Genomic DNA, 26,020 nt, shown 5'->3' with positions numbered 1-26,020 from the left:
GTGACGTGAAGTGGCTATTCCTTTGGGCAAGCGTTTGCTTTTTAGCTGGCTGCGCCACCTATAAACAAGATATCGATGCAGGGTTAAGCTTAGCCAAAGAAGGCGAATGGAAAGCCGCAGAAGAAAAGCTAGAAGGTGTACTCAATAACCCACAAGATAAACTGCTGTACTATATGGAAGCTGGCGCTCTAGCCCAAAACCAAGGCGATTTTGAGCGCAGTAATACTCTGTTAGAACAGGCTGAAAAGTTAAGTGATACATTTTTCCCAGAAAATTTTTCCAATCGCTCTTGGGCACTATTAACCAACCCTAGACAAAGTGATTATCGCGGTAGTGGTATAGAAGGTGTTTACATTAGCTACCTTAAATCCCTCAATTACCTTGCGCTAGCAGAACAAGAAGCAGACACACGTCAGAAGCGTCAGCTGCAGGATGCGGCCTTGGTTGAAGTACGTCGTATCGACATCAAACTGAATGAAATTCGCGCACAAAATCCAAGCTATCAAGATCTTAACGCAAAAGAAAACCAAGCCTTTTACATGAAAGCGCTTAGCTGGTTAGGTAACTTTTACACCGGCGGACGCGATACGGATAAATTTATCTATCGTGATGATGCCTGGGCGCGCTACATGGAAGGTTTACAGTATGAAATAAGCGGTGAATACGACGACGCTCGAATTAGCTATCAAAAAGCCGCCAACCTCTACCAAGATGGCTACGCAAAACAATACGATTTACCCGCTATAACAGCGGAACGCGCTTGGCTGGATACGATTCGCATGATGCAGAAAAGCGGTTACAGCCAAGATGAGATCCAACAGCACATTAACACCAAGCTCTCTCCAGCCATGCAAGAAACGCTCAAACAATACCATGATGGTGAGTCTGAGCTGGTGATTTTAGAACATCAGGGGTTTATCCCAGACAAAAGCGAAATGACCTTATTGTTGTATGCCGATCCACGTGCTTATTCCTTGGTTTTAGAGCCGCTGCACGGGGGTGGAACCACTCAAGCGAATGATTCGTTCCGTTGGTTTACCATGGTCTATGCAGATATCAATCCGCTTAATCTCATTGCGAATTACAAGGCTGGTGGCGCTTGGGGAACCTTTTCAGGCATTTTTACCAAGCGCGTGATTCTTGGCCGCCCTGTTTGGCAGCAACTCAGCGCCACCCATGTCGATAAACTACTTACCGAACAACCCATACGTGTTACTGTGCCATATTATGGTCGTTTCACATTGGACCAACACCAACCCACATTGCAAGTGAGCACGGAGGCCGTTACGCCTGTTAAAAACAGTATCCGCATGACCTCTCTCGCTGACATCGCTTTTCAAGAGCAGCTGGCACAAGCACAACGAGACATCTATGAAGGTTTAGTAAGAGAACTATTGCGCAGCTGGTTGGCGTATCAGGTATCATCCAATGTACAGGATAAAAACGCGGCGTTGATTTTAAATCTGATTGGACAAGTCGCTGTGTTTGCGTCTTCCGCCGCGGACACTAGAAATTGGCTAACGTTACCCGCGCAAGTTAGATTAACACGAACACCATTGCCTCCAGGCGAATACACACCAGATTATCAGGTAAATCAGAAGACCTTTTCTCTTGGTAAGGTACATCTAGAAGCAAACAAAATTAAAGTGTGGAATCTACGCAACCCTAACTAAATTCGTTAAACTCAGAGGTTATTGGTTACACTCTTAACCACAAGCCAAAACGCACGTAAGGAAAATACTCATGCTCATCGCGACACCCAAACATTCCAAATGGACAGTCCTGTCATTAAAGGGTCTATTTACTCTCTTTATGGCAATGCTGTTAACCGCCTGCTCTGGCAGTGTTAAACGTCTGGATACGAACGAAGACGTTATGCTATCGGATCGCTGGAATGACACCGATTCCCGCCTTGTAGCAGAAGAAATGATGGGCGACATGCTCACTTTTCCATGGTTCCGTGATTACAATTTTAGCAATAAAGGGAATCCAACGGTCATAGTACAAAGTATTCGCAATAAAACCTCTGAACATATTCCTGTCGAGACCTTTATTAACGACATCAAACGCAGTTTATTGCGTGCCGGTAAAGTTGACTTTGTTGTGTCTGGTGCCGAGCGAGACGACGTTCGCGCGGAACGTGAAGAACAAGAACTTAATGCCGCACCGGATACCGTTGCGAAATTTGGTCTTGAGCAAGGGGCTGGGTTCGCGTTATCTGGCACCATCAACTCGATTGTTGATTCCAATGGCGACCAGCGTGTTAGCTTCTATCAGGTCGATTTAAAATTGATTGATATGACCACCAACCGCGAAGTCTGGAACGGTCAGAAGAAGATCAAAAAATTGGCGGATAAAGGCTTTTTCTAATCATGCAACGCTTTGCGCTTCCTACTCAACGATACAGCCTATTATTAGCTGGGCTACTGCTCTGCTTAACAGGCTGTTCGAGCGTCAATACACAATCGGCTCAGAGTGAGGAGAGCCTACCCAGCTGGGTCATGTCTCCTCCTCAAAGCAACACACATTTGTATGGCGTAGGCAGCGCAACGCGCATTGAAAACATTGCCTTGGCTTTCACTCAAGCCGAGCAAAACGGCAATTTACAGATTGCGCAGCAGCTTCGTACCCAAGTCAGCCAAGTGAATACGCAAGATACCCAAGTCAGATCTGGACAAGGCGCTGAGCAGGTTTCAAAAATTCAAACGGCCTACACACAAATCACCACCGCCCCCATAGAGCTAGAGCAAACGGTTAATGAACAACGTTTTGCTGATAAGAACTATGTATACGCACTACAATCGATTGATCGTAGCCGTATTGTTGCCAAGCTAAAAATAGCCATAAACGACACAGACGACATGATTCGCAAACTCGCGACGTCATTGACGCAAACAGAAGACCACTATCCTGCGCCGCAGGACTGGCAAACCTTTATGCAACTCATCCCCTACTTTGCCCAACGCAAATTCTATAAAGATGAGCTCAGTCTGTATTCGACCGAGCGTCTCCCATCTGGCAAAGCCGACACAGAGATACAAGACATAGAACAGCGACTCAACCAAGCACTGACCCATTATGGTTTTGATGTATCCGCCACAAGACAAGCCGACCATCTTGCCAGCGCGCTTTCACATTTTGGACTAACGCCAAAAAGCGGCTCTTTGTTCACACTGAATAGTCGAACGGCGCAACATCACGAAGAACAAGATGGACGTTTTTATGTCTTTGAAGATGGCACATTAGAACTAATAGACCCTGCAGGCACGCGATTGGCATCGTGGACAGTGAGCGCTAGAGGCATTGCGAAGAATCTAGACAAGGCTCAAGAACAGGCGACGATTAACTGGGCAAATCAAGCCATAGAAGCCCTGTTTACTTGGTTAACACGTTTGAGTTAATTGACGGGGTTAAATAGAACAGTCCAGCACAATACCCACTATCTTGTATATTGTTGATCATCGGCATGCTAGACATTTCTGCCCTAGTGGCTAACAGGCGAGCCTCCTTTATGCAAAGCCACATCGAATACGCGCTAAGCACTCTAAACTCTGTTAAACTGCGTGGCCTTTAGTTGCTCACTGTGAGTGGCTTTACACATCATTAGGAACACCAGTGTCAAAATTCTTTTATCGCGGCAAACCCGATATTATGGGAAAACATAATTTAGGCAATTATCAGCCTAAGCCGAAAGTAAAATATGGTAGCGAAGAAAATCCGCTGGTTTTACAAGTGCAAAGCGCCGAGCGTGAGCAAGAAATAAGCGCCATACTGATCGCTAACCATTTATTTGCAGAGATTCGCATCGACAGTGAAGCCGCGGAGGACATTACGGCTTTAGATGTAGCGCTTAACAAACCCGCGCCTCAAATTGTTGAAAAAACACCTCAACGTAATGACCCATGTCCATGTGGGAGCGGCAAAAAATACAAAAAATGCTGTGGTTAAACACACCAAGCAATTTTTTTATAAAAAATTAGCGGCCACTATAGCTATTATAGGGCCGCTAAATTTTAGCTATCTATCGATATTAACGCTCAAGACAGATCTTCATAAGGCAAACCAACATATTGCATCGCAATAATACGACGACCCGCTTCCGTGTCAGTGTAAAAGTTAAGCTCCGAACTCATAAACTTCTCATAAGTCGCGGCGTCCGTGTCGTGTACATCGCCTTGACCAAAGTCGTGCAGCATACTGGTCATCCACCAAGAGAAACGCTCCCCGTGCCAAACACGACGCAAACAAATGTCTGAGTACTGAGAAATACAGTCTTTGTCGCCATCTTTGTAAACACGCTTCATGACTTTGTTTAACGTGGCCACATCAGACGCCGCTAGGTTCAATCCCTTAGCGCCGGTTGGAGGCACGATGTGGGCCGCGTCACCGACCAAAAACAAATTTCCGTATTGCATTGGTTCACAAACAAAAGAGCGTAATGGCGCAATACTTTTTTCGATACTTGGACCCGTCACTAGCTTCGCAGCCACGTCATCCGGAAGACGACGTTTTAGCTCTGTCCAGAAATCTTCATCGCTCCAATCTTCCACTTTATCTGTAAGAGGAACTTGAAGGTAATAACGCGAACGCGTTGCCGAACGCATGCTGGTCATGGCAAAACCACGGTCTGTTTTACAGTAAATCAATTCATGATTGACAGGAGGTGTATCGGAAAGTACGCCCAACCAGCCAAATGGATAAACACGCTCAAACTCTTTACGAGACGACTCAGGGATAGTTTGACGTGAGACGCCATGGAAACCATCACAACCCGCTATATAATCACAGTCGAGCCTATGCTGCTCACCATTTTGCTCAAACGTCACATAAGGGGTATCGGTTTTCACATCGTGTAATGCCACATTACTGGATTCATAGTAGGTCGTGAGACCGGCTTTCTGACGCGCTTCCATCAAATCGCGAGTCACTTCCGTTTGACCATAGACCATGACGGTACTGCCGCCGGTGAGTTTTTCTAATTCAATCTGCACGCGTTTATTGTTAAACGCTAACTCAACACCTGTATGAATTTGGCCCTCTCGATCCATGCGCTCACCGACACCAGCTTCACGAAGCAAGTCCGTCATGCCCTGTTCAAGCACGCCTGCACGGATGCGTCCCAGAATGTACTCGCCTGAAGCGCGCTCAATAATAACGTTATCAATGCCTTGCTTTGCTAACAATTGACCTAGCAACAAGCCAGATGGACCTGCGCCAATAATCGCCACTTGTGTTTTCATCATGCTCTCCAATTTATTGTTATTTTTTGACAAGGGGTTAATGCCCCTATCTAGTGCTATCCATAATGAAAGATTCAGCGTGGTTTCGTTAGGTGATTTATGATCAAAAAATTGTACTTTTTGATCATTTTTCATTTTTAAGCGCAGCACTTATGTTTCAATAAAAAATGACTTCTTAGGGATTTTGGCATATAAAAGTCGCTATATATCCGATTATTTTGTGTTTTTTACATCATTAGAAAGAGATTATTCCATCATGTCACGCGCCTCCAACATCCCACACTTTGGACTTTATGGTGAATCCAGCTGGATTAATGATCCGGAGTTTTTTCACATCGAAGACATAGAATCGCGCAGTGGTCACCTTGGCTGGAAAATCAATCCGCATCGGCACGCACAACTTTTCCAGATTCTTATTTTGAAATCCGGTGAAGCCAAAGTTCAGTTAGATGAACAACAATACAAGCTTCAAGGGGCATGGGCCATTATTGTGCCCGCTGGTGTGGTGCACGGTTTTCGTTTTGCCCCCGACACCGATGGACGGGTCATTAGCATCGCGGAACCCTTGCTTGAAGACGCCTACAAAGAAAAAGCGGCCAAATTTATTCAACCGCTGCTCAGCCAAGCGTGTTACATTGACTTTAATGATCATCGCAATGTGTTTTCTGAACTTTGGCCACTGATTCAACAACTCGAAAGTGAATCCGCGTTCATTCGTGAAGGAAGAGGCTTGATGAGTGAATACCTCATTAAAGCCATCTTACTGTTACTCTATCGTCAACATGCCAACGGCAAGGTTGGAAGCGCAAATAAAACCGAAAGCAGTCATGCGCAATGGTTAAAAGAATTAATCGAAAAACACTATCGCGAACACTGGACCAGTGATCAATATGCCCAAGCTTTAGGCACCTCCACCAGCCGTTTAAATAGACTCTGCAAAACCACTTTTAATCAAAGTGTGCTGGACCTGATTCATGACCGCATTCTGGTTGAGGCCAAGCGCAGTCTGATTTATACCGTACGTTCGGTGGAAGAAATAAGCTACGACTTGGGTTTTAAAGACCCTGGTTACTTTTCACGTTTTTTTAAACGCTCAACCGGTCTTCCTCCTGGAAAATTCAGAACATTAAGTAACCAACCATCAATATGATGAATTTTTCTAACCTATTAGCTGAAAATTGATCGTTTGCTGAATAATTGGTCAAAACCTAGAATAACAAGTGTCAAATATGACTGCATTTTTTAGGAGAATGACCATGAAAAACGATATGAAATACGACACATTCGGCAACCTTGATACAGATTACTATGTAGAAAAAGCCTATGAGTTACGTCGTGCTTACTACGCAGCTGCCATCAAAAAAGCCAGTGCAAGCGTAAAAGCTTTGTTTGTAAAACTAACCACGAATCGCACGGTAAAAACATCAGCGCAACCACAGCACTAAGTCTCTACGTCTACGTTATTTGCACTTTTCGCTGCCGTTGTGACTTGTCTGAAAAAGACAAAATCAACAGCCGCTGTCGAAACAAATAACGGAATGGCAGACCGTACCCCATGTTTCCGATGATCGAACGGCAAGAATAACAAATCGATCCGGTAACAGGGTTATCACTGCAAAATACCTTCTTCAAGCTCCCCCATCCCCAGCTTTTTTAGTCATCAAAACGTCATAAATATGACATAAAATTCGTTCTTAGATACTTCTTTAACCAAGACAGTTTTGAGACGAAATGAGCCAAATCGACGACCATGCTCTACTTGAGAAAATCCTTTTAAATGGGTTGATCACACCATACTTCCAGCCTATTTACGATTTAACAAATGGTGAAATATACGGGCACGAAGCCCTGTCTCGTGGACCAATGAATTCCACACTGTTCTCTCCTGATCCATTATTCACAGTGGCTCAGCAGCAAGGAAAGCTGCATAAATTAGAGTTACTTTGTCGTGAAAAAGCGCTCTCAAAATTCGCTAAATTAGCCCTAAAAGGCCGTCTATTTTTAAATGTCAGCGCCTCTCTGCTGGCTTCACCTAATCATCAGTCAGGCATGACCTTAGCCATTTTAAAAGACTTAGGTTTGGATCAAAAAGACATCGTCATCGAGTTATCCGAACAACACCCATATGATCATAATGGGCTACCGCGCAGCAGCGTTGACCATTATCGTAAAATGGGCTTCCAAGTTGCGATTGATGACCTGGGCGTTGGCTATTCAGGTCTACAACTTTGGTCTGAATTGCAACCAGATATCGTCAAAGTCGATAAGCACTTTATTAAAGGCATCGACAAAGACGAGATCAAACGCGAATTTGTCCGCTCTATTTTAACCATTGCTCAACGACTAAACTGCACCCTCATTGCCGAAGGCATAGAAACACAACAAGAACTCGATCAACTGATTGAAATTGGTGTCACACTAGGACAAGGCTATTTCCTCGGTCGACCTACAGAAAACCCAGCCTTTTCAACACATCCGTATTTAGTGAAACAAGCCCAAAGACGCTCTCAGTTCCACATTGATCATACCGAGACGGTGCAAACCTTGTGTCGACCAACACCAACCTTGCACGAAGATTGCCTCTTGGATGACGCGTCACAATGCTTTAAAAAACAACCAGACCTTGTGGCTATTCCTATTTTAAACGATAAGCAAGAGCCGCTTGGTGTCGTCCACCGTAATCAATTGCATGAACTGTTTTCCACCCCCTACGGGCGCGCTCTGTATGAACATAAATCCGTCACCAATTTACTCAGTAACGATGCGCTTATTGTTGAAAGCAACGTCAGTTTGTCGAGTGTGTCAGCCTTAATCACTGATCAAGAAGCCGACCGACTCAATAACGAGATCATCGTCGTTAAAGAAGGCAAGTTTATTGGCACTGGACACCTGAGAGACTTACTTAAACGCATTACCGAATTAAAAATCCAAAACGCCACGTACTCGAATCCGCTCACGTTATTACCTGGCAACGTTCCCATACACAGAGAAGTGAGTCGACGCTTGGCCGCGAATGAAAACTTTTATGTGGCGTATTTTGACCTGAACGATTTCAAACCGTTTAATGACTTCTTTGGTTACTCAAAAGGCGACGCGGTCATCCAATTGGTTGGTTCGTTGATTAAAGAGTGGGTCACTCCTGACAATAATTTCATTGGCCACATTGGTGGCGATGACTTTGTGGTGATTTTTGGTGATCACGATTGGCGCCCTCAGTGTGAAGCGATTCTCCTTGCTTTTGATCAAAAAGTACGTGAATTTTATTCTGCTGATACGCTCCAAGAAGGGGGTGTTTGGGCAAAAAACCGTCATGGCGAAGTCCTTTTTCACCCTATTTTGAGTTTAGCCATCGGCGTTGTGCACCCAGACCCGCAACAATGCAGCAACCACCATCAGGTAGCGGAACTGGCAGCACAAGCGAAAAAATCGGCCAAACAACAAGGCGGCAACCATATTTACCTGCAGCCTTATCTCACACAAATAACCGCAGTAGGATAATGTGACCTAACTGTCACAAAGCCCTCATAACCCTGTCATAAAAGCGCTTTAGTCTTAGGATAGACCATAGAGGAGGCGTTTATGCAGACCACATTTCGATCCGTGTTTATTTCTGATGTGCATTTAGGCACCAAAGCCTGCCAAGCCGCACATTTATTGGATTTCTTGCAAAACATCAAAACTGACACCTTGTATTTGGTTGGTGACATTATCGATCTACAAGAAATGCGTCATAAAGCCTACTTTATCGACACACATCATCAAGTGGTCGAACGCATTCTTGCTATGGCAAAATCAGGCACCAAAGTTATTTATATTCCAGGCAATCATGATGCGTTTTTTCGTCAATTTGCCGGTCAAACGCTTTCTGGGATTGAGATAAAACTCAACGCTCGCCACAAAACCGCCAACGGCCGCACCTTTTATGTCAGTCATGGTGACGAATTCGATCAAATGGTTAAAATTAGCCCTCTAATGCTCGCCATTGGCGACAAAGCCCACGGACTGATGTTGTCACTGAATCAATGGATAAACGGCATCAGACGTCTTATTGGCTTACCCTATTGGTCTTTGGCTGGCTATGTAAAAAGTCACATTAGCAAAGCAAAAGAGTTTATCGAACGCTTTGAAACCGCCGCGTTAAAATCGGCCAAGAACCAAAAAGTCGACGGCTACATCTGCGGTCATATTCACTTTGCTTCCTTTCGTATCAAAGACGACATTCTTTACTGCAACGATGGGGATTGGGTCGAACATTGCACGGCGCTAACAGAATCCGCCGCAGGAGAAATGAGCCTAATACACTGGTCGGAAAACCCAAAAGTCTTAGCCACGGAACCCAAAGAAGAAGATTGGGGGTTATCACCACTGCCTACTCGGAGTTAGTGACGAAGGACGTCGAAAATATCAGTCACTTTTATTCTGCAAACAACTAACGCGTCGTAAACTTCACACGCCCTCCGCCCATTTGGTTTAGGTCGTGCAGTCGGCAGTCTTTGCCTTGGTAGGCGATTTGTGCGAGTAGTAGTTCGGCGGTGGCTAGGGCGTCGGTTAAGGCGTCGTGGCCTTGGTATTCGGGTAAGCCGTAGCGTTCTCGGCAAGCGCCAAGGCGAAAGCCGCCATCTTGTATCGGTTGCTGGGATCGATTGGCTTTAGTGCGTTCAATCGCTAGCGTGTCTAGCCAGCTGGCAGAAAAGGTCGGTAAGGCTTCGCTTTGCCATGCGTGCTTTAAAAAGCCCAGTTCCATAGGGGCGTGGTGCATAACCAAAACGCGCTCGCGCAGGAGATGCCTTAGATAACGCAGCACACTTTCTTGGCGTTTCCCCTGTTGCTGCACGTCCGAATCGGTGATCATGTGAATGCCGACACTGTCGCCAATTGGTGCGCTATCCAACACAATATGCCGCGCCGTATCCAGTTCAATCACGCCTTTATGAATGCAAACCCAACCGACGCTGACGATATGGTCTTGTTTCGGATCCAGCCCCGAGGTTTCAATATCCAACACCAAGTAATTCCACTCAGTCCAAGCACGTTGCATCGCTTGACGTGATATATGCCACGCTTTTATTTTCTGCAGGCAGCTTAATGGCATCTAGCTGTACCCTCTTAAAAAGCGCTGTTGCGCCACATCTTGCACATCGCTAATGATACTAAACGTCGTTTTCAAGTGCTTACGCTCTAAGGAGCTGAGATTTTTCGGATCCAAGTAGGCGCTGGCTTTACCGGTCGATTGCCAGTGCTGGCTTTGTACCTCCAAGCGCAAACCGTTGAGTTTGTCCCACGCGTCGATCAAATTACGGGCCGTATCGGTGCTGATCAATTTTTCTCGAATCGCCTGCTCGATACGATCCAATGTCGCTACCCGATAGGTCTGACAAGACAAACCGTACAAACGAGCCAAATCATTAATCAGCGCTAAACCTTGGTGTTTCAGATCCAATTGATGCTTGTGTTCACCAGACGATTCCAGCAAAAAGTGTCGGAAAAAACCCAATGGTGGCTTAGTCGCCAACGCCGTGCGTGTTAAGGTCGCTAGGAAAACACTATTTTTCTGAATGTCCCGTTGCATCGATGCAATGAGGGCATCAACAGGCGCTTCACTTCCATAGACACAACGAATATCAAAAAAGATGCTGGCATGAAGCAAAGCACTGGGGGCGCCACTTTTAATCCAAGCCGAAAACACCTGCCGCCAACCAGCTTCAGTCTTGCGCCACTCTGGGTTACTGGCCATGATGTTGCCGGGACACAAACGAATACCACACAGGGCGAGCCCTTGGCAGATAAACTCCGCTAAATCAGCAAAGTACTGACTTTCCGTAGCCGTTGGTTCACGCTCTAACATCAAGCCATTATCTTGATCACTGCCCAATGATTGGTCGCGGCGCGCTTGTGAACCGAAGACTAAAAACTGGAACGCCATGGGCGCTGGGCCAAATTTCTCCAGCGCCAGTTCAATCACTCGACGCGTCAAGTTATCACTTACCGTCGCTATGACCTTTCCTACGTCAGCTGGTTTCATATCGGTCACAATCAGGTTAATGATCAAGGTCGGCCATTGTTTACAAACATTGGCTAGGCTGTCTAGGGCATGCTGACGATGAATTTGATTGATCAATAACAGCGGGCTGAGCTCTTGGTGCCGTAATAAGTCTGCCGCGGTGAGCATTCCCACCGCTCTTTGTTGTTCATCAACAATCGGCAGGTGATGTATATTGCTCTCGCTCATCAGAGTCTGCGCCTGCATCACTAACGCGTCTGGCGTCAAACTAACAGGATGTAGGGTCATAATATCTCTGACCAACGTATCTGAAGAACCACCTAATGCCAAAATACGTGAACGCAAGTCTCGATCTGTCACTATGCCCAGCAAGCGTTCTTCCTCAACCACTAAAATCGAGCTGACCCGAGCCTCGGTCATACGCATGGCAATGGTTTGCACCGTCTCTTCTGGCATAGCTAAAATCAGCTGGCGGGTCATAATGTGGGTAACTGGGGTAGACAACTGTAAGGCGGGCGATGCCAGTTCGTTACGTTGACTGCGAGAGAGTTTGCGTAGCCGGTTATGTCGCGTGTGCTCAAAGAAAAGCCCAAAAGCGTCGCTCTTTTCTAGCGTCTCCATAAAGTGTGCTTTGTCAAAACGATAAACGAGGCTGTCTTCCATGGCGACCACCTGTAAACCATCGGGGTTTTGTGCCATCACACTGGACACACCAAAGCATTCACCGTCGGCAATTTGATCCACCAACCCGCCTTTTGGAGTACGGATTTCGCACGCGCCACGACGAATCAAATGCACGGTTGCCGCATCGCCTTTTAGGATGAGCGTCTGCCCCTGACGCACATATAACATTGTCACCCCCGTCAGTAAGTGCTTACGTTCGAGTAATGTTAGACTTGAGAAAGGCGGTATGGATTCGATAAATTTATGTACTTCAGGGATGTCTATGGCGGCCATTTTATTATTCTCGTTTTATCGACGTATAAAAGAGTGTGCGCTTTTATCATAGACAACAAAACCCTTCTTAGACCAATGTCTAGAAAGACGAATAAGAACTTGCCCCAAACAAGCAATGAATGACGGTGGACGATTATGGGCTAACCAAGTATCACACTGTTGCGGCCATGTGATTTGGCCAAATATAACGCATTGTCTGCTCTCGACAATAATGCATCCATGGTGTCTTTGTCTTGATAACTCGCGATGCCAATACTGACACTGGTTGAGACAGTTTTATCGTCCGCTTTAAACGAATAGGCATTCACTTTTGCACGTAGGGATTCCATCAGGATAGACGCGTCCTTGATGTTATGGCAGGGTAAAATCACTAAAAATTCTTCGCCTCCCCAACGCCCAATAATACCGTGACCATCCACTGCTTTTTCCATTAACTTACCCAGAGCAATCAGCACATCATCGCCCACTTGATGGCCAAACTCGTCGTTTACCTTCTTAAAATAATCAATGTCAATCATCGCCACCGTCAGATTCTCAATGCGCACACCGTGTTGCGATTCGTCTTCCAACTGCTCATCAAAGGCTTGAGATAAACGCTTCATCATCATGCGTCGATTCGGCAATTCGGTTAACGGATCAATCAGTGACGTTTTCTCTAATTCAATATTAAGCTGTCTTAAACTACGCTGATAACGATCCGATATTCGGGTCATTTTTTCTAATTGGCGTAAGTGTTTATCAAAACGTTCACTGAGACTTCTTTCCCGTTGAATCATCATGTCTTGATACGAATCAGACAACCGAGTTAAACGATCCATACGATCCCACTGATCTTGATTGATTTCCCATAGCTGCTTTAACGCCTTACTGGCAGGATGATCCCGATATTCAGGCACAGCTAAAATGTCATGAATGGTTTTTTCAAGCTCAATGAAATCGGTTTTCATTTATTTGCCTATGATATTAAAAGGAAAAGTACAGTCTTCTTTGAACTCTTCAGCCAACTCAGCGACGCGTTCGTTTTCTGCATCAAAGTACCAGTTGACCGCGACTTGACGACCTTTTTGAAAGGCGTCTTCCATTTCATCAAAGATGTCCATCATCACCTTAATACTGCTGGTGTTGAGATACAACAAGGTCAATTCCAGCGTCAGTGGTGACGCGGTTTCTTTCAAGTAGTCCATTACCCAAGCCACCATTGAGCTATAAAGCTCATAAGAATTCTCTGGGTAAGAGTCGCCTTCCATGTAGAGTATGCCGTTTTGCCAATCGCCTTTTATGCTAGGAGAAGACACGGTTCCTGTTATTACTAAATCATTCATTGTCATTGTCTCAAATTTGTATACTTAGACTAAAATACGCCGTTTCATCGTCTATATTTTTCAGTGCGGCTTCCATGGGCTTTGATGATTTTCGCGCCATATCAATCAGCCCCAATCCGGCTCCCGTCACAGCCCCTTCATCACGAGGCAGACGAAGCTGTGTCTTATAGGCTGCTTTCAACTCTGACTTATCCAGTTTAGCAAGAGATTCTATTCGTTCCACCAACGCGCTACCATCCTCTACACGAACAATGTTTCCAGCGGCAACTCGGTAACATCCCTCATAATGACTGACGATCACGGTGGCGGTATCTGCACCGGGTAATTGCGATGACGCCGCATAATGACGAATATTCTGCGTCAACTCGATATAGGCTGCAAACACATCTAAAGCAGACGCGGGTGACAATTGCTCAGACTTCAAATAATTCTTTAGCGCATTGCCTATTTCTTCTATCAAACTGCGAGAAATTGGCCCATTGAAACACAATAAAATATTGTCTTTTTCGAAACGCTCTCTTAACCCGTATAAATCCGGCGAACTCATTTCACCTCCCCTTATAAATGCGTATTGTTAACGTCAAATCGAAATAACAGCAATGTAATATCGTCCCTTTGTGGCTGCTCTCCCATGTATTGGTCTAGAGCAGACTCAAAGGATTCAGCTTGCTCTTTTAACGACAAAGCCGCATTGGCTTTAATCAAGGTTTCAAACCGTTGATTACCAAAACCAAAATTTTTCTCACCGCCCGATTGGTCCAAAAAGCCATCTGTCGCCATATAGTAAGTCCAACCAGACATAGGCAAATCGGTATTATCGTATTCACCTAAACGACGGTCTCCCAGGGCACGGCGGCCAGCATGATACTTCACAAAGTCATCACCGTTACTGCCATACAACGCAATTTTAGCGCCAGAAAAACGTATAAAATCACCGTTTTTAGGCACAAAGACCAAACCGACATCAGCATTGGTAGCGACCTTGTTGGCACTGATCTCTTCATTTAACATGGAGCGCAATGTTTCATCAATCAGCTTTAATAACGCGGCTGGATCTGCAATGCCGACGCGAACAATAGAATAATCAATTGCCGCCCTGACTAACATGGTCATTAAGGCACCTGGGACGCCATGTCCTGCACAATCGACTATTCCCAATAAGAAGCCTTCATCAGTGGAATGAAAGACATAAAAATCCCCACCCACCACATCTCTGGGCCGCCAAATGACACTGTGATCATCCCCTAAAAAATGGCGCATCTGGCGATCAGGCAAAATGGATTTCTGAATCAAACTCGCATAATCAATCGAGGCGCCTATTTTGCGCTGGGCTGCCATTATTTTCTCATGACTTTCTTCCAGCTCTGCGGTTCTTTCTTGGACGCGTTCTTCTAATTCCTGAGTGTGATTACGAACTTGTTGAGCCATTTTATTAAAGGTTTGACTCAAATCACCCATTTCATCATTACCACCCACATGAAAAGACACGTCATAAGAGCCGCTGGCAATGGTTTTCGCTGACTGCTGTAATTGACGAATAGGCGCAATTAATAAACGCTCTACCGCAAAACCAAACACAATCAACAACAAAATTAACAGCAGTACAAACACGCTCACCGCAGGCAACACGAGACTGGAGTCAAAAATACTCACATTATCCAAATCCACATTGGTCACCACAAACCAATCCAGTAATGGAAAATACACAAAAGACATGAGTTGCTTATGTCCACCTTGCTGAACACTCACTGTCACGACATTTGCCCCGCTGCTTCGGGCATTGGCTAAAGCGGCTTTTACACTTTTTTTAGATGCCTCGTTATCTAGCAACGCATAGATAGAGCCTTTTTCAGAACGATTCGTCTGCACATTGTTAGCGACCAGCATTTCATTGGGATGAATTTCGATCACACCATCGGCATTAATAATAAACGGGGTTACCCCTTGTACTTGGTTTTCAAGAAATTGCGCCACAAAGACATCTAACGAAAAGCCCGTTCCCGCCAAGCCTATAAATTGCCCTTGATCACGCACAGGTACATTAATCCAGACCTTCATGACCTTTAATACTTCATCGTAGTTGACGTTAATATCAAAAGGCACTGTCGTCTGACGTGTTGAAAAGTACCAACTGTCCGCACTATTTTGAGCGCTTAACGCGTATTTTGGTGTAAGAGATAAGCGGTTGTCTTGATCCGCAAAATAATATTGCCCCGTCGCATCATTCACAATGAACATGGCATGATTTTGAAACGCATCGAGATAGCCTTGAGTCTCTTCCAACCAAGCATTTGCCAATACTGGATCATCAGAACGCTGTAACCACGTCTTTACCACCGTTGAATTGGCAAAACGTTCGGCCAAAGCCACTTCTCTTGATACCGGTGTTAATATGCGCTGATAGTTTAGCTGCGTAAAACTGTTGGCATAATTTGTGGCTGACAACTCCTGCCCTTTTTGCACAAAAGACCAGCCAATAACCGTAATAATTAACAACGCAAAAAGACACGTACTCGCCAACACAAACAACGACTTACCACGCAATCCCCAACGGGCCATGCCAGAATTTCCTTCACTTATTAAATAAAAAATACTCTAAACATTAACTTGATATAGAAAAGAAAGGAGTAACATTTTGTAACCTAGCACCCTATTTGCCCTACTCACGGGGCAAAAGTCTTGGTTTATCGCACTCAAGCTCCCACACAAAAATATCTTTCAAAATCAATAATCTGAAGATTAAGCACAAAATTCCCCAGACAAAGGCTTGACGAAGCCGAAATGTTATCGGTAACATAACAACTTAGTTACCGGTAACATATACCGTAAAAAACCAAGCACTTTCCTACAAACGGTTCTTAGAAAAAAAACAATAGGAAGCAATACCATGAATAAATTCAGCACCACCATTCTAACAGCGACTATGGCTGGCATCCTTTCTACCTCAGCGATTGCAGCGGATTACAAGTTTAAGTTTCAGTCCTCTGACCCAGCGGGTGATAAAAACTTCCAAGTTCAAAAGGAATGGACGCAACGTGTCGAGGAGATGACTGGGGGACGTGTACAAATTGATTTACTTCCAGTAGGCAGCATTTTTAAGCACACAGAAACCTTAGACGGCATTAAAATGGGCATTTTAGATGGCCACATTACTGCTACTGAATTCTTCTCTGGTAAAGATCCAGCCTTTGGTCTAATTGGTAACACAGTGGGCGCATGGTCAAACACCCAGCAACTACTTCAGTACGTTAACCACGGTGGTGGTTACGAGCTAATGAATGAACTTTATGCGCCTTATGGTGTGAAATTCATCGGCGGTTCTACAACAGGTGTTGAGTCTTTAGTATCTCGTGTTCCACTAGACAGTGTGGCGGATTTAAAAGGTCTAAAACTTCGTGCACCTGAAGGTTTGGTTCAACGTGTATTCGCTGCAGCGGGTGCCGCTCCAGTAAACTTACCGGGATCTGAAGTATTCACCGGTCTAAGCAAGGGCGTTATCGATGCCGCTGACTACACGGTTTTCTCAACCAACCAAAAAGCGGGCATGAACGACATTGCAACACACCCTGTTCAGCCTGGTTTCCACTCGTTGCCATTGATTGATATTTCAATGAATAAGAAAAAGTGGGACGCACTGCCAGCGGATATTCAAGCTATCCTGACGGTTTCAGTACGTGACTTCTCTGAAGACATGACGACGCAATTGCGTATTGCTGATCAAGCCGCCGTAAAAGCAGCCAAAGCGGACCCAAACATCACTATCCATGATTGGTCTGCTGAAGAGCGTAAGAAGTTCCGTGAAATTGCTCGCACTCAATGGGCTGAATTCGCCAAAGGTTCTGCTAACGCACAAAAAGTGTATGACTCTATTACAAAATACCTAGAAGAGAACGATCTCCTCTAATCTGAGACAAACCTTTTCAACCTGCAAACAGGCGTCCTGCAATGACACATTGCATCGGCGCCTGATTTTCATTGGATTATGATCATGAAAAACGAAATTCATCCAGAGACGCCCGATAGTTCAGAACGCCCTAGAAATACGTTAGATAAGGTGATTTTTACTTTTGGCAACACCATCAGTCTATTGTTTCTTTTCACCGTAGCCATTTCTTTTTATGAAGTGTTGATGCGCTATGTGTTTAATGCTCCCACCATGTGGGTACATGAAACAGCTTCTTTTCTTGGCGGTATGTTATTTATTTATGGTGGTATTTATGCCCTATCCATTAATAAACATGTTCGCGTCGTACTCATATACGACCTCGTCTCTGACACCACACGCCGTTGGTTGAATGTTTTTCATCACATCATGGGGCTGTTATTTTCTGGTCTGCTTAGTTGGGCGGCTTATCAAATGGTACAAGACTCTTGGTTTACGCCATTAGGAGATTTGCGTTTAGAAACGTCTGGATCGGCTTGGGATCCGGTGTTCCCTGCCTTGGTAAAAGGTATGGTGTTTGCCACTTTGTGCATCATGTTTGTGCAGTTTTCCTTGCACTTAATACAAGAATTAAATGGCTTAAGGAAACGTAAAGATGTTTGATTTATCCGCGATTGGAATAGGCTACGGCAGCCTACTCATGCTTGGCTCAATGATTTTATTGTTGCTAACTGGCATGCAATTAGCCTTTGTTACCGCTTTGGTTGCCCTTATTTTTGCGATTGGTTGGTTTGGTGTTGGCGCCTTGCCTTTGATCACCAGCCGTCTATACAGCTTTGTTGGCGACTATGTTTTCCTTGCCGTCCCCATGTTCGTCTTAATGGCCGCATTATTAGACAGATCAGGCATCGCTCGCGATCTGTTCGATGCCATGAAAGTCTTTGGTCGTAAACTACGTGGCGGTGTGGCGATACAAACCTTATTGGTCGCCGTTGTTTTGGCGTCAATGTCTGGCGTGATTGGTGGTGAAACCGTCCTGTTGGGTATTTTAGCGTTACCGCAGATGCTACGCCTTGGTTATAACCGTAAATTGGCGATTGGTACGACCTGTGCCGGTGGCGCACTGGGCACCATGTTACCGCCCAGTATCGTTTTGATTATTTACGGCTTGACCGCCAGCGTTTCCATTGGCGATTTGTTTAAAGCCGCCTTTTTACCGGCTTTTATTCTAGCGTTTGCCTACATGGCTTATGTGCTGATCTTGTGTCGTATTCACCCAGAATACGCCCCACTTCCTAGTGCAGAAGAGCTTGCCGCAGACGAAGACGTCAACTATTTCAAAGCACTACTGTTTCCATTGCTGACTGTGATGATGGTATTAGGCAGTATTTATACAGGTATCGCCTCGGTCACTGAAGCCTCTGCCCTGGGCGTTGTTGGTATCCTGATTAGCGCGGCGATTCGCGGTGAACTGAATTTTGCCATGCTAAAAGACAGCGCCAAAGCGACCATGAGTACCTGCGGCATGATCATCTGGATCGGTATTGGTGCGACGGCGCTGGTCGGTGTTTATAACCTCATGGGCGGTATCGATTTCGTTGAAGAGATCATCTTGTCATTAAGTGGTGGCAGCGTCATGGGCACCATCATGATCATGATGGTTATTTTGTTAGTGTTAGGGATGTTCTTGGATTGGGTCGGTGTTGCGTTATTAACCATGCCAATCTTCGTCCCCATTATTACTGGTCTTGGCTTAGACCCGATCTGGTTTGGTGTGGTTTTCTGTCTCAATATGCAGGTTTCCTTTCTATCACCACCCTTTGGCCCTGCGGCATTTTATCTTAAATCTGTTGCCCCCAAAGACATCAGCCTCGGTGAAATTTTCAGCTCTTTATTACCCTTCATCGGAATGCAGATCGCGGTACTTGCCTTGGTCATATTCTTCCCTGAGCTGGCCCTTTGGTGGAAATAACCCATTGTGACCATGCCGTTCAATACGGCTTTTTGAACGACACAGCCTTGCTGGAAACAGCAAGGTATGAGGAACCCAGATGATGACAAAAAGAATTGTAGTGCTAGGCGTATCAGGCTCAGGGAAATCCCTAATAGGCAAAAATATCGCCGACCAACTCGGTTATCCGTTTTTTGATGGTGACGACTTTCATAGCCAAGCCAATGTGGACAAAATGCGTCAGGGCACGCCACTTAACGATGATGATCGTAAAGACTGGTTAGCCACACTGAATGCCTTACTGATCAATAATCCAGCGGCTGTTATTGCCTGTTCTGGACTCAAACCAGAATATAGAAGCATGCTGCGTAATGGTTTGGACGATGTCACCATGATTTACCTAAAAGGTGACATAGATACCATTTGGCAGCGTCATCAAAAACGCGACGGTCACTATTTTAACGGGCGCAACATGCTTGAAAGCCAGTTCGCCACCTTGATCGAGCCAACTGAAGACGAAGCCTTCGTGATCGACATCTCACAAGAAGCGGATGTGGTATTGAATGAAGCACTGACACTTTTGGCGAAAAAATAAGCGATAACCTAAAACAAGAAGCACAATCACATGTTGTGCTTCTTCTCAAAAAATAAGTAAACACTTACTCTCGATCTGAATCTTATTTTTATTCAACTAACGCCTTAATAACCGCTATTTTTTGTTTCTAGCCATGAATGGCTTATGATAATGTTACGTGTAACAAAACATGGATACGTCACTGGTATGAAAATCTCTAATACAAAAAATAAGCGCCCTACTCTACAAGACGTAGCGGATTTGGTTGGCGTCACTAAGATGACTGTTAGTCGTTTTCTTAGAAATCCAGAGCAAGTCTCTGTGCCCTTGCAAACCAAGATCGCTGACGCATTAGAAGACTTAGGCTATATACCAAACCGGGCTCCTGATATTTTATCCAAATCAAAAAGTCACGCGATTGGCGTTTTACTGCCCTCTTTAACAAACCAAGTCTTCGCTGAAGTCATCCGTGGCATTGAGTCGATACTCGAACCGGCTGGCTATCAAACTATGTTGGCCCACTATGGGTATAGCAAAGAAGCAGAAGAATCCCGTATCGCGACGCTACTCTCCTATGGTGTCGATGGCCTGATTATTTCTGAAAGTTACCATACTGAACGTGTTAGAAAGATGCTTTCTGTCGCAGGTATTCCAGTGATCGAAATCATGGATTCGGTTTCCCCCCCTATCGAGCAAGCCATCGGCATAGACAATCAAGCCGCCGCTTATGCGATGACGCAGTTCATGATTCAGCGCGGTCGACAAAAAATTGTCTACTTTGCAGCTCGCATGGACCAACGTACCTTGTTTAAGATTAAAGGCTATGAAGCCGCCATGCACGACAACGGCTTAGCGCCTTTGTGCTTAAAAACCAACAGCGCTTCCTCCTTCACCTTAGGGGCGAAGTTTTTAAAAGACGCCCTACAGCAACAACCCGATACTGATGGTATTTTTTGTACCAACGACGATTTGGCTATCGGCGCACTCTATGCTTGTCAAAAAGCAGGGATTAAGGTGCCAGAAGACATTGGCATTGCAGGCTTTCATGGTCATGATATTTCCCGCGCTATGGTGCCCTTACTCGCTACCGTTATCACGCCCCGTGAAGAAATGGGACGTCTTGCCGCCGAGCATTTACTGTCGCGCTTACAAGGAAACCCCGTCTCACAACGCATTATTGATTTACCCTTCCAAATAGAAGCCGGTGAAAGTATCTGATGCTATGTTCATTGCTAGGCAGCAGCATAATAGCCTAGCACGACATTGTTAAAGACAGATCTGACAGTGAAGACGAGGCACCCCAGACTGGCGCGAAAAACACTTCAAATATAATTGATAAGTGTTATCATTATTGTGTTTTTTCTTCATACTCAAAGGCTGTCCCATGAAGCGTTTTTTCGCCATTACCCTCTCTACTCTTATACTGTGTCTCTCTTTCTCTGCCCCCGCCTTTTCTTCTACACAAAACGGTATTCACAATAGTGTAGAAGACAGTAAGGGCACGTTTAGCCTAGATTACACGCCAAAACGCATCGTCGTATTAGAGCTTTCCTTTGTGGACGCATTGGCGGCTGTTGGCGTCAGTCCTGTGGGCATTGCCGACGACAAAGATCCTGAGCGTATTTTAAAAGAAATTCGTGATGAAATTGAAGATTGGACGTCGGTGGGTACGCGCTCTCAGCCCAGCCTTGAAACCATCGCATCGCTTAAACCGGATCTCATCATTGCCGATATTTCACGCCATGAAGGGGTATATGCGGATCTGCAGAAAATAGCTCCCACCTTAATTCTGCCCTCACGTCGCGCGACCTACGAAGAGAACCTTCACGCCACCGCTATCATCGGCAAAGCCATTGGCAAAGACAAAGAAATGCAAGCGCGCTTAAAGCTGCATGCTCAAAGAATGGCCGATTTTGCAAAACAATTACCAGAAGGAAAAGAAGTGCAATTTGGCGTAGCGCGTGATGACGCGCTGTTTTTGCATACCGCCGATTCGTACGCTGGCGGTGTGATTCGAGCCTTAGGCTTAAAAAATGCCAACACGGGTAGAAGCGACGACGCTTATCGCCAAACCAGCCTAGAGCAATTCCTTGCAGTAAATCCTGACTACTTTATTGTTGGCCATTACGTCACACCCAGTATTATCGATAAATGGAAAAATGAACCGCTTTGGTCTGTATTAAAAGCCGCCAAAAACAAGCATATTTATTCTGTTAATCCCAATACCTGGTCTCGATGCCGTGGCATTATTTCAGCGGAAACCATGGGGCAAGATCTCATTCGTGTTTTTAGCGCCAATCAATGATTTTTACACGTCTGCCTTTTATCGGGCAATGCTTGCTCTTGCTACTGTTTTTGCTGGTCTGCGGATGGATTAGCTTGTTCAGTTGGTCTGTTATTGCCGTGACGCCGATGGACGCTCTTCACGCTTTATACAAGATGAATGAAGACAGTATTGCCCAGCATATTGTCCACGATTTACGCCTACCAAGAGTACTAATTGGTATTATGGTGGGCGCCAATCTCGCGGCGGCGGGCGTTATTATGCAAGGTTTAACACAAAACCCTCTCGCCTCTCCCTCTGTTTTAGGTATCAACGCAGGCGCCGCGCTGGGCATGGCAACCGTGTCCAGTATCGCTCCTTGGTTTGGCCTACTCGGCACGTCGGTGGCGGCTATGCTTGGCGGTGGTATCGCATGGGCTTTGGTTATGCTGCTGGGCAACGCATGGCGTGGTGGCAATGAACATGGTCGATTGGTACTAGCAGGTGTCGCTATTTCCGCATTGTGTGCGGCGTTAACCAAAGCGGTGATTATTATCGCAGAGGACCAAGCCGCTGGAGTGCTGACTTGGCTTGCGGGTAGCTTGACCGATGCCCGATGGCAAACCTTTGACGCCTTATGGCCTGTTTGTATTATCGGATTATTAGGCGCTCTCTTCATTGCGCCCTCGCTCAATCTATTACAGCTTGGCGACGATAATGCACGCAACCTTGGCGTGTCGCTTATCTGGGTGAAATTGGGCGGTAGCTTTCTGGTCCTGCTATTAGTGGGCAGCGCCATCAGCAGCGTAGGCGCCATTGGCTTTGTTGGACTACTTATTCCTCATATGGCCAGAATGCTGGCGGGGCAAGATCATCGCAAGTTTTTACCTGTTGCTATGATACTTGGCGCTTGCTTGGTGGTTTTATCGGATACCGTCAGTCGCGCCATTATTTATCCCGCAGAAACGCCTGCTGGGGCAATTTTGGCGCTCATCGGCGCGCCGTTTTTCATCTATCTCGTCCGCAAAAGGACCTTATGATGGCCACGCGCTCACTGCCAATCTTGTTACTTATCTTGTTAGGCTTGCTGGTTGCAAACCTCATGTTTGGCGCGGTGTCACTTCCCTTTAAACATATTATAGAAGGGTTTCAAGTCGGTAACGCGAACTACTTTACTATTCATGAATACCGTTTCCCTCGTACTATTTTGGCCATGTTAGTGGGCGCCATGATGGCCCTTGCTGGCGCGTTGGTGCAGGGCGTGATTCGCAATCCCTTGGCATCACCGGATGTACTGGGTGTCAGTCATGGGGCGGGGCTAGCCGCTGTCTTTTATATGACATTTTTTCCCAGTGCCGACATCAGTTGGTTGCCTGCCGTCGCGTTAATTGGCAGCTTGATTGCCGCGCTGATGCTCTGGTGGCTATGCGGCCAACACAGCAGCACGATTAAACTGGCCATTACGGGCGTCGCATTAGCCGCGCTATACGCCAGCTGTATCGATTTCCTCATGCTGGTTAAGCCCTTAGAAATAAACAACGCATTACTGTGGCTAACGGGGAGTTTATGGGGACGCGGTTGGAATCAACTTGCCATGTTATTGCCTTGGCTACTGCTTATTCCCTGTGCGCTTTGGCTGGCAAAACCGCTCAACCTTATTTATCTTGGCGACGACAGCGCCATTAGTCTTGGCGTTAAAGCAAGCACGCTGCGTTTAGTCTCACTCGCCATCGCCGTTGGACTCACAGCCTCATGTGTCGCCATTTGTGGCCCGATCGGCTTCCTAGGCTTAGTGGCTCCTCACTTAACTCGTAAACTGGTTGGTGGACGCCATCAATTGCTCTTACCTTCCACCATGTTGGTTGGCGCCATTTTGCTGCTGCTGGCCGATCTCGCGGCTCGTACCATTGACCCACCGATTGAATTACCCGCCGGTATTATGACCGCCATTATCGGCGCACCGTATTTTCTTTGGTTACTCTTTAGGACAAAATAATCCATGTCTCTTAGCACTCACAATTTATCCGTTGGCTACCATGATAAAGCCATCGTAAAGCAGGTTAATTTGAGTATTCCTGAAGGGAAAATCATTGCTCTACTTGGTCCAAATGGCTGCGGGAAATCCACCTTACTAAAAGCTATGGCGCGCATTCTTTCTCCTATGGAAGGGCACGTTCAGTGGCAGGGGAAAAATCTTCATAGCATAGCGTCCAAAAAATTGGCTCAGCAATTAGCATTATTACCGCAGACTCAACCTATTCCGGAAGGGATAAAAGTAAAAGATTTGGTCGCCTATGGGCGTAGTCCATACACCGGTTTTTGGGGGCGACTTAACAGGCAAGATCAGCTAATAATAGACAGCGTTATGCATGAAACGGGCATTACCGAGCTTGCAGATCAATTGGTCAGCGAACTCTCCGGCGGTCAACGCCAACGCGTTTGGTTAGCAATGACCTTGGCTCAGGATACGCCCTACTTACTGCTCGATGAGCCCACCACCTACATGGATTTAAGCCATCAAGTCGAGTTGATGCACTTATTGCGTAAGCTCAATAAGCAAGGCAAAACCATCATTACTGTATTACATGACATTAACCAAGCCGCTCGGTACTGCGACCATCTTATTGTGATGAAACAAGGCAGCATTATCACCCAAGGCTCACCTGACTCTGTCCTCACACAGACACTGATGAAAGACGTTTTTTCATTGAATGCGCAAATCCACCGAGACCCAATTGCCAAAACGCCCATGTGTGTAGTGGAATAAAAAAATAATATTCCACTGATATGCATCCTTTAGGCTGCTATTTAAAGCAGTAATGCAAAGGCTTCGTCTTGGCTGATTACGGTGGCGTATTCACCATGTAAATTTGCCAGTGACATAGCATGTACCTCATCGGCGCTGCGCGCGTGCCCAAAAAAATCGTCTTTTTCAAAGGCAAAGCAGGCACTTCCCACCACATAGGTGTTAAAACCTAAGTTTCCTGCACTTCTGACCGTCGACTCGACTGAATTATTGGTACTGACACCAACTACCACTAAGGCCTGTGTCTCTTGATCTCTTAACCAAGCTTCAAGATCAGAATGAATAAAAGCATCCGGCACAGATTTTTCAATAATTTTCTCATCTGCTAAGGGCTGAAAGGCATCTTGAAACAATACTCCTTCTTGCTCAGGCCAAAACAACGACTCAGGTTCTGTAGATAAATGTCGAACATGCACAATCGGCGCATGGCTAGCTCGCCAGTGAGCAAGCAATTCCGCTATTTGATGCTCAGCATCTGGGTTATTTCGCTCACCCGCTTGTGGCCAAGACATGCCTTGCTGCATATCTATAATAATCAACACAATGGGGTTAGACATGGTTCATTCCTTGTTAAAACACGCTTATTTCACGTCTTTGCTTTCTTGTTGGCTGCTCTTTTCCGTTTCTCGCTGTTCAAGTGCTAATAATCGTTTTTGCTGATGACGCAATTTGAAAAAGAAAACCACTAAACTCATGAACAACAAGAACGTCAGGTTACCAAGAAAATTCACTCGGTATTCCAAGGCGTTAACGTGAGCCATCTTAGTAGCAAGAGTCTGATAATCCCCCAAAGAGGCCGTGGATAACTGCAAAACAGCCACGCTACGCTCTAATTCCACAACGGTTTTTGCAAGTTTTCCCTCCTCTTCTACCGAGCTTTGCTCTGCCATCGAAAACGTGACAGAACAGCTAAGAAACAAACAAAACAGCAAGCGATATAACATAAATGGCCTCTCAAAAACGTCAAATAATATCCGCATGATAACGGTATGTTAACCATAATAGCTAGATCGTTATCGATGC

26 protein-coding genes are annotated in these 26,020 nt (G+C 45.6%); 17 read left to right on the top strand and 9 right to left on the bottom strand.

The annotated features are described in order from the left end of the window. The first annotated feature begins 5 nt into the window (after positions 1-5). The 4 genes from DK187_RS07440 to DK187_RS07425 all read left to right on the top strand — a co-directional run bounded on the left by DK187_RS07440 (position 6) and on the right by DK187_RS07425 (position 3,948). Complete coding sequence (locus DK187_RS07440; protein WP_111606718.1) at positions 6-1,673, top strand: COG3014 family protein; 1,668 nt, start codon at positions 6-8, stop codon at positions 1,671-1,673. Between the two features lie 70 nt (positions 1,674-1,743). Beyond that, on the top strand, positions 1,744-2,370 hold the full coding sequence (locus tag DK187_RS07435) for a penicillin-binding protein activator LpoB (RefSeq protein ID WP_204355599.1): 627 nt from the start codon (positions 1,744-1,746) through the stop codon (positions 2,368-2,370). A 2-nt stretch (positions 2,371-2,372) separates the two neighbouring features. After that, a complete protein-coding gene (locus DK187_RS07430; RefSeq protein ID WP_111606717.1) occupies positions 2,373-3,401 on the top strand; it encodes an LPP20 family lipoprotein in 1,029 nt (342 codons plus the stop codon). 214 nt (positions 3,402-3,615) lie between these two features. Continuing rightward, positions 3,616-3,948 (top strand): PBPRA1643 family SWIM/SEC-C metal-binding motif protein, encoded by a 333-nt coding sequence (locus tag DK187_RS07425; protein ID WP_111606716.1) that lies wholly within the window; start codon positions 3,616-3,618, stop codon positions 3,946-3,948. A gap of 89 nt (positions 3,949-4,037) precedes the next feature. Here the strand turns inward: DK187_RS07425 and pobA are convergent, their stop codons facing one another. Next, positions 4,038-5,240 carry a 4-hydroxybenzoate 3-monooxygenase gene (gene pobA / locus DK187_RS07420; RefSeq protein WP_111606838.1) on the bottom strand — a complete coding sequence of 401 codons (1,203 nt, stop codon included), beginning with the start codon at positions 5,238-5,240 and terminating at the stop codon, positions 4,038-4,040. A 256-nt stretch (positions 5,241-5,496) separates the two neighbouring features. Here pobA and DK187_RS07415 point away from each other — a divergent pair, with 256 nt between their 5' ends. The 4 genes from DK187_RS07415 to DK187_RS07400 all read left to right on the top strand — a co-directional run bounded on the left by DK187_RS07415 (position 5,497) and on the right by DK187_RS07400 (position 9,623). Next, a complete protein-coding gene (locus tag DK187_RS07415) occupies positions 5,497-6,390 on the top strand; it encodes a helix-turn-helix domain-containing protein (RefSeq protein ID WP_111606715.1) in 894 nt (297 codons plus the stop codon). A 106-nt stretch (positions 6,391-6,496) separates the two neighbouring features. Beyond that, positions 6,497-6,685, top strand: coding sequence for an RSP_7527 family protein (locus DK187_RS07410; protein WP_111606714.1), 189 nt, complete (start codon positions 6,497-6,499; stop codon positions 6,683-6,685). Between the two features lie 286 nt (positions 6,686-6,971). Then, a complete protein-coding gene (locus DK187_RS07405; protein WP_111606713.1) occupies positions 6,972-8,738 on the top strand; it encodes a GGDEF domain-containing protein in 1,767 nt (588 codons plus the stop codon). Between the two features lie 81 nt (positions 8,739-8,819). Then, positions 8,820-9,623, top strand: a complete 804-nt coding sequence (locus DK187_RS07400; RefSeq protein ID WP_111606712.1) for a UDP-2,3-diacylglucosamine diphosphatase — start codon at positions 8,820-8,822, stop codon at positions 9,621-9,623. Positions 9,624-9,669: 46 nt separating this feature from the next. Here DK187_RS07400 and DK187_RS07395 read toward each other — a convergent pair whose 3' ends face one another. The 6 genes from DK187_RS07395 to siaA all read right to left on the bottom strand — a co-directional run bounded on the left by DK187_RS07395 (position 9,670) and on the right by siaA (position 16,079). Next, complete coding sequence (locus tag DK187_RS07395; RefSeq protein ID WP_111606711.1) at positions 9,670-10,332, bottom strand: 3'-5' exonuclease; 663 nt, start codon at positions 10,330-10,332, stop codon at positions 9,670-9,672. Continuing rightward, on the bottom strand, positions 10,333-12,198 hold the full coding sequence (locus DK187_RS07390; RefSeq protein ID WP_111606710.1) for a DUF294 nucleotidyltransferase-like domain-containing protein: 1,866 nt from the start codon (positions 12,196-12,198) through the stop codon (positions 10,333-10,335). 140 nt (positions 12,199-12,338) lie between these two features. Then, positions 12,339-13,145: a diguanylate cyclase gene (locus DK187_RS07385; RefSeq protein WP_111606709.1), complete on the bottom strand. Its 807-nt coding sequence runs from the start codon at positions 13,143-13,145 to the stop codon at positions 12,339-12,341. Continuing rightward, positions 13,146-13,520: a biofilm regulation phosphoprotein SiaC gene (siaC, locus tag DK187_RS07380; protein WP_111606708.1), complete on the bottom strand. Its 375-nt coding sequence runs from the start codon at positions 13,518-13,520 to the stop codon at positions 13,146-13,148. 10 nt (positions 13,521-13,530) lie between these two features. After that, positions 13,531-14,067, bottom strand: coding sequence for a biofilm regulation protein kinase SiaB (siaB, locus tag DK187_RS07375; RefSeq protein ID WP_111606707.1), 537 nt, complete (start codon positions 14,065-14,067; stop codon positions 13,531-13,533). 11 nt (positions 14,068-14,078) lie between these two features. Further along, complete coding sequence (gene siaA, locus DK187_RS07370) at positions 14,079-16,079, bottom strand: biofilm regulation protein phosphatase SiaA (RefSeq protein WP_111606706.1); 2,001 nt, start codon at positions 16,077-16,079, stop codon at positions 14,079-14,081. Between the two features lie 328 nt (positions 16,080-16,407). Between siaA and DK187_RS07365 the strand changes: the two genes are divergently transcribed. From DK187_RS07365 to fecE, 9 genes are all read left to right on the top strand, one after another. After that, positions 16,408-17,424: a TRAP transporter substrate-binding protein gene (locus tag DK187_RS07365; protein ID WP_111606705.1), complete on the top strand. Its 1,017-nt coding sequence runs from the start codon at positions 16,408-16,410 to the stop codon at positions 17,422-17,424. An 84-nt stretch (positions 17,425-17,508) separates the two neighbouring features. Then, complete coding sequence (locus DK187_RS07360; protein WP_111606704.1) at positions 17,509-18,066, top strand: TRAP transporter small permease subunit; 558 nt, start codon at positions 17,509-17,511, stop codon at positions 18,064-18,066. After that, positions 18,059-19,375: a TRAP transporter large permease gene (locus DK187_RS07355; protein ID WP_111606703.1), complete on the top strand. Its 1,317-nt coding sequence runs from the start codon at positions 18,059-18,061 to the stop codon at positions 19,373-19,375. The genes DK187_RS07360 and DK187_RS07355 overlap by 8 nt, the downstream gene beginning before the upstream one ends. A gap of 79 nt (positions 19,376-19,454) precedes the next feature. Further along, entirely contained in the window at positions 19,455-19,949 is a 495-nt protein-coding gene (locus DK187_RS07350; RefSeq protein ID WP_111606702.1) for a gluconokinase, read from the top strand. A gap of 186 nt (positions 19,950-20,135) precedes the next feature. After that, positions 20,136-21,146 (top strand): gluconate operon transcriptional repressor GntR, encoded by a 1,011-nt coding sequence (gntR, locus tag DK187_RS07345; protein WP_223232247.1) that lies wholly within the window; start codon positions 20,136-20,138, stop codon positions 21,144-21,146. Between the two features lie 166 nt (positions 21,147-21,312). After that, on the top strand, positions 21,313-22,233 hold the full coding sequence (locus tag DK187_RS07340) for a Fe(3+) dicitrate ABC transporter substrate-binding protein (RefSeq protein WP_111606700.1): 921 nt from the start codon (positions 21,313-21,315) through the stop codon (positions 22,231-22,233). Continuing rightward, a complete protein-coding gene (locus DK187_RS07335; protein ID WP_111606699.1) occupies positions 22,230-23,231 on the top strand; it encodes an iron chelate uptake ABC transporter family permease subunit in 1,002 nt (333 codons plus the stop codon). Before DK187_RS07340 ends, DK187_RS07335 begins: the two co-directional genes overlap by 4 nt. Then, positions 23,228-24,187: a Fe(3+) dicitrate ABC transporter permease subunit FecD gene (gene fecD / locus DK187_RS07330; protein WP_223232248.1), complete on the top strand. Its 960-nt coding sequence runs from the start codon at positions 23,228-23,230 to the stop codon at positions 24,185-24,187. Before DK187_RS07335 ends, fecD begins: the two co-directional genes overlap by 4 nt. A gap of 3 nt (positions 24,188-24,190) precedes the next feature. Beyond that, positions 24,191-24,958, top strand: a complete 768-nt coding sequence (gene fecE / locus DK187_RS07325) for a Fe(3+) dicitrate ABC transporter ATP-binding protein FecE (RefSeq protein WP_111606697.1) — start codon at positions 24,191-24,193, stop codon at positions 24,956-24,958. Positions 24,959-24,999: 41 nt separating this feature from the next. Here the strand turns inward: fecE and DK187_RS07320 are convergent, their stop codons facing one another. Together DK187_RS07320 and DK187_RS07315 are read right to left on the bottom strand one after the other, a co-directional pair. Beyond that, positions 25,000-25,554, bottom strand: coding sequence for a cysteine hydrolase family protein (locus DK187_RS07320; RefSeq protein WP_111606696.1), 555 nt, complete (start codon positions 25,552-25,554; stop codon positions 25,000-25,002). Between the two features lie 24 nt (positions 25,555-25,578). After that, positions 25,579-25,941 carry a hypothetical protein gene (locus DK187_RS07315; RefSeq protein ID WP_111606695.1) on the bottom strand — a complete coding sequence of 121 codons (363 nt, stop codon included), beginning with the start codon at positions 25,939-25,941 and terminating at the stop codon, positions 25,579-25,581. Between the last annotated feature and the right edge of the window lie 79 nt (positions 25,942-26,020).

Source organism: Marinomonas arctica, assembly GCF_003259225.1.
Lineage (GTDB): Bacteria > Pseudomonadota > Gammaproteobacteria > Pseudomonadales > Marinomonadaceae > Marinomonas > Marinomonas arctica.
Note: the sequence above shows the minus strand (reverse complement) of the source record. Positions and strands in the feature narration are given on the sequence as shown.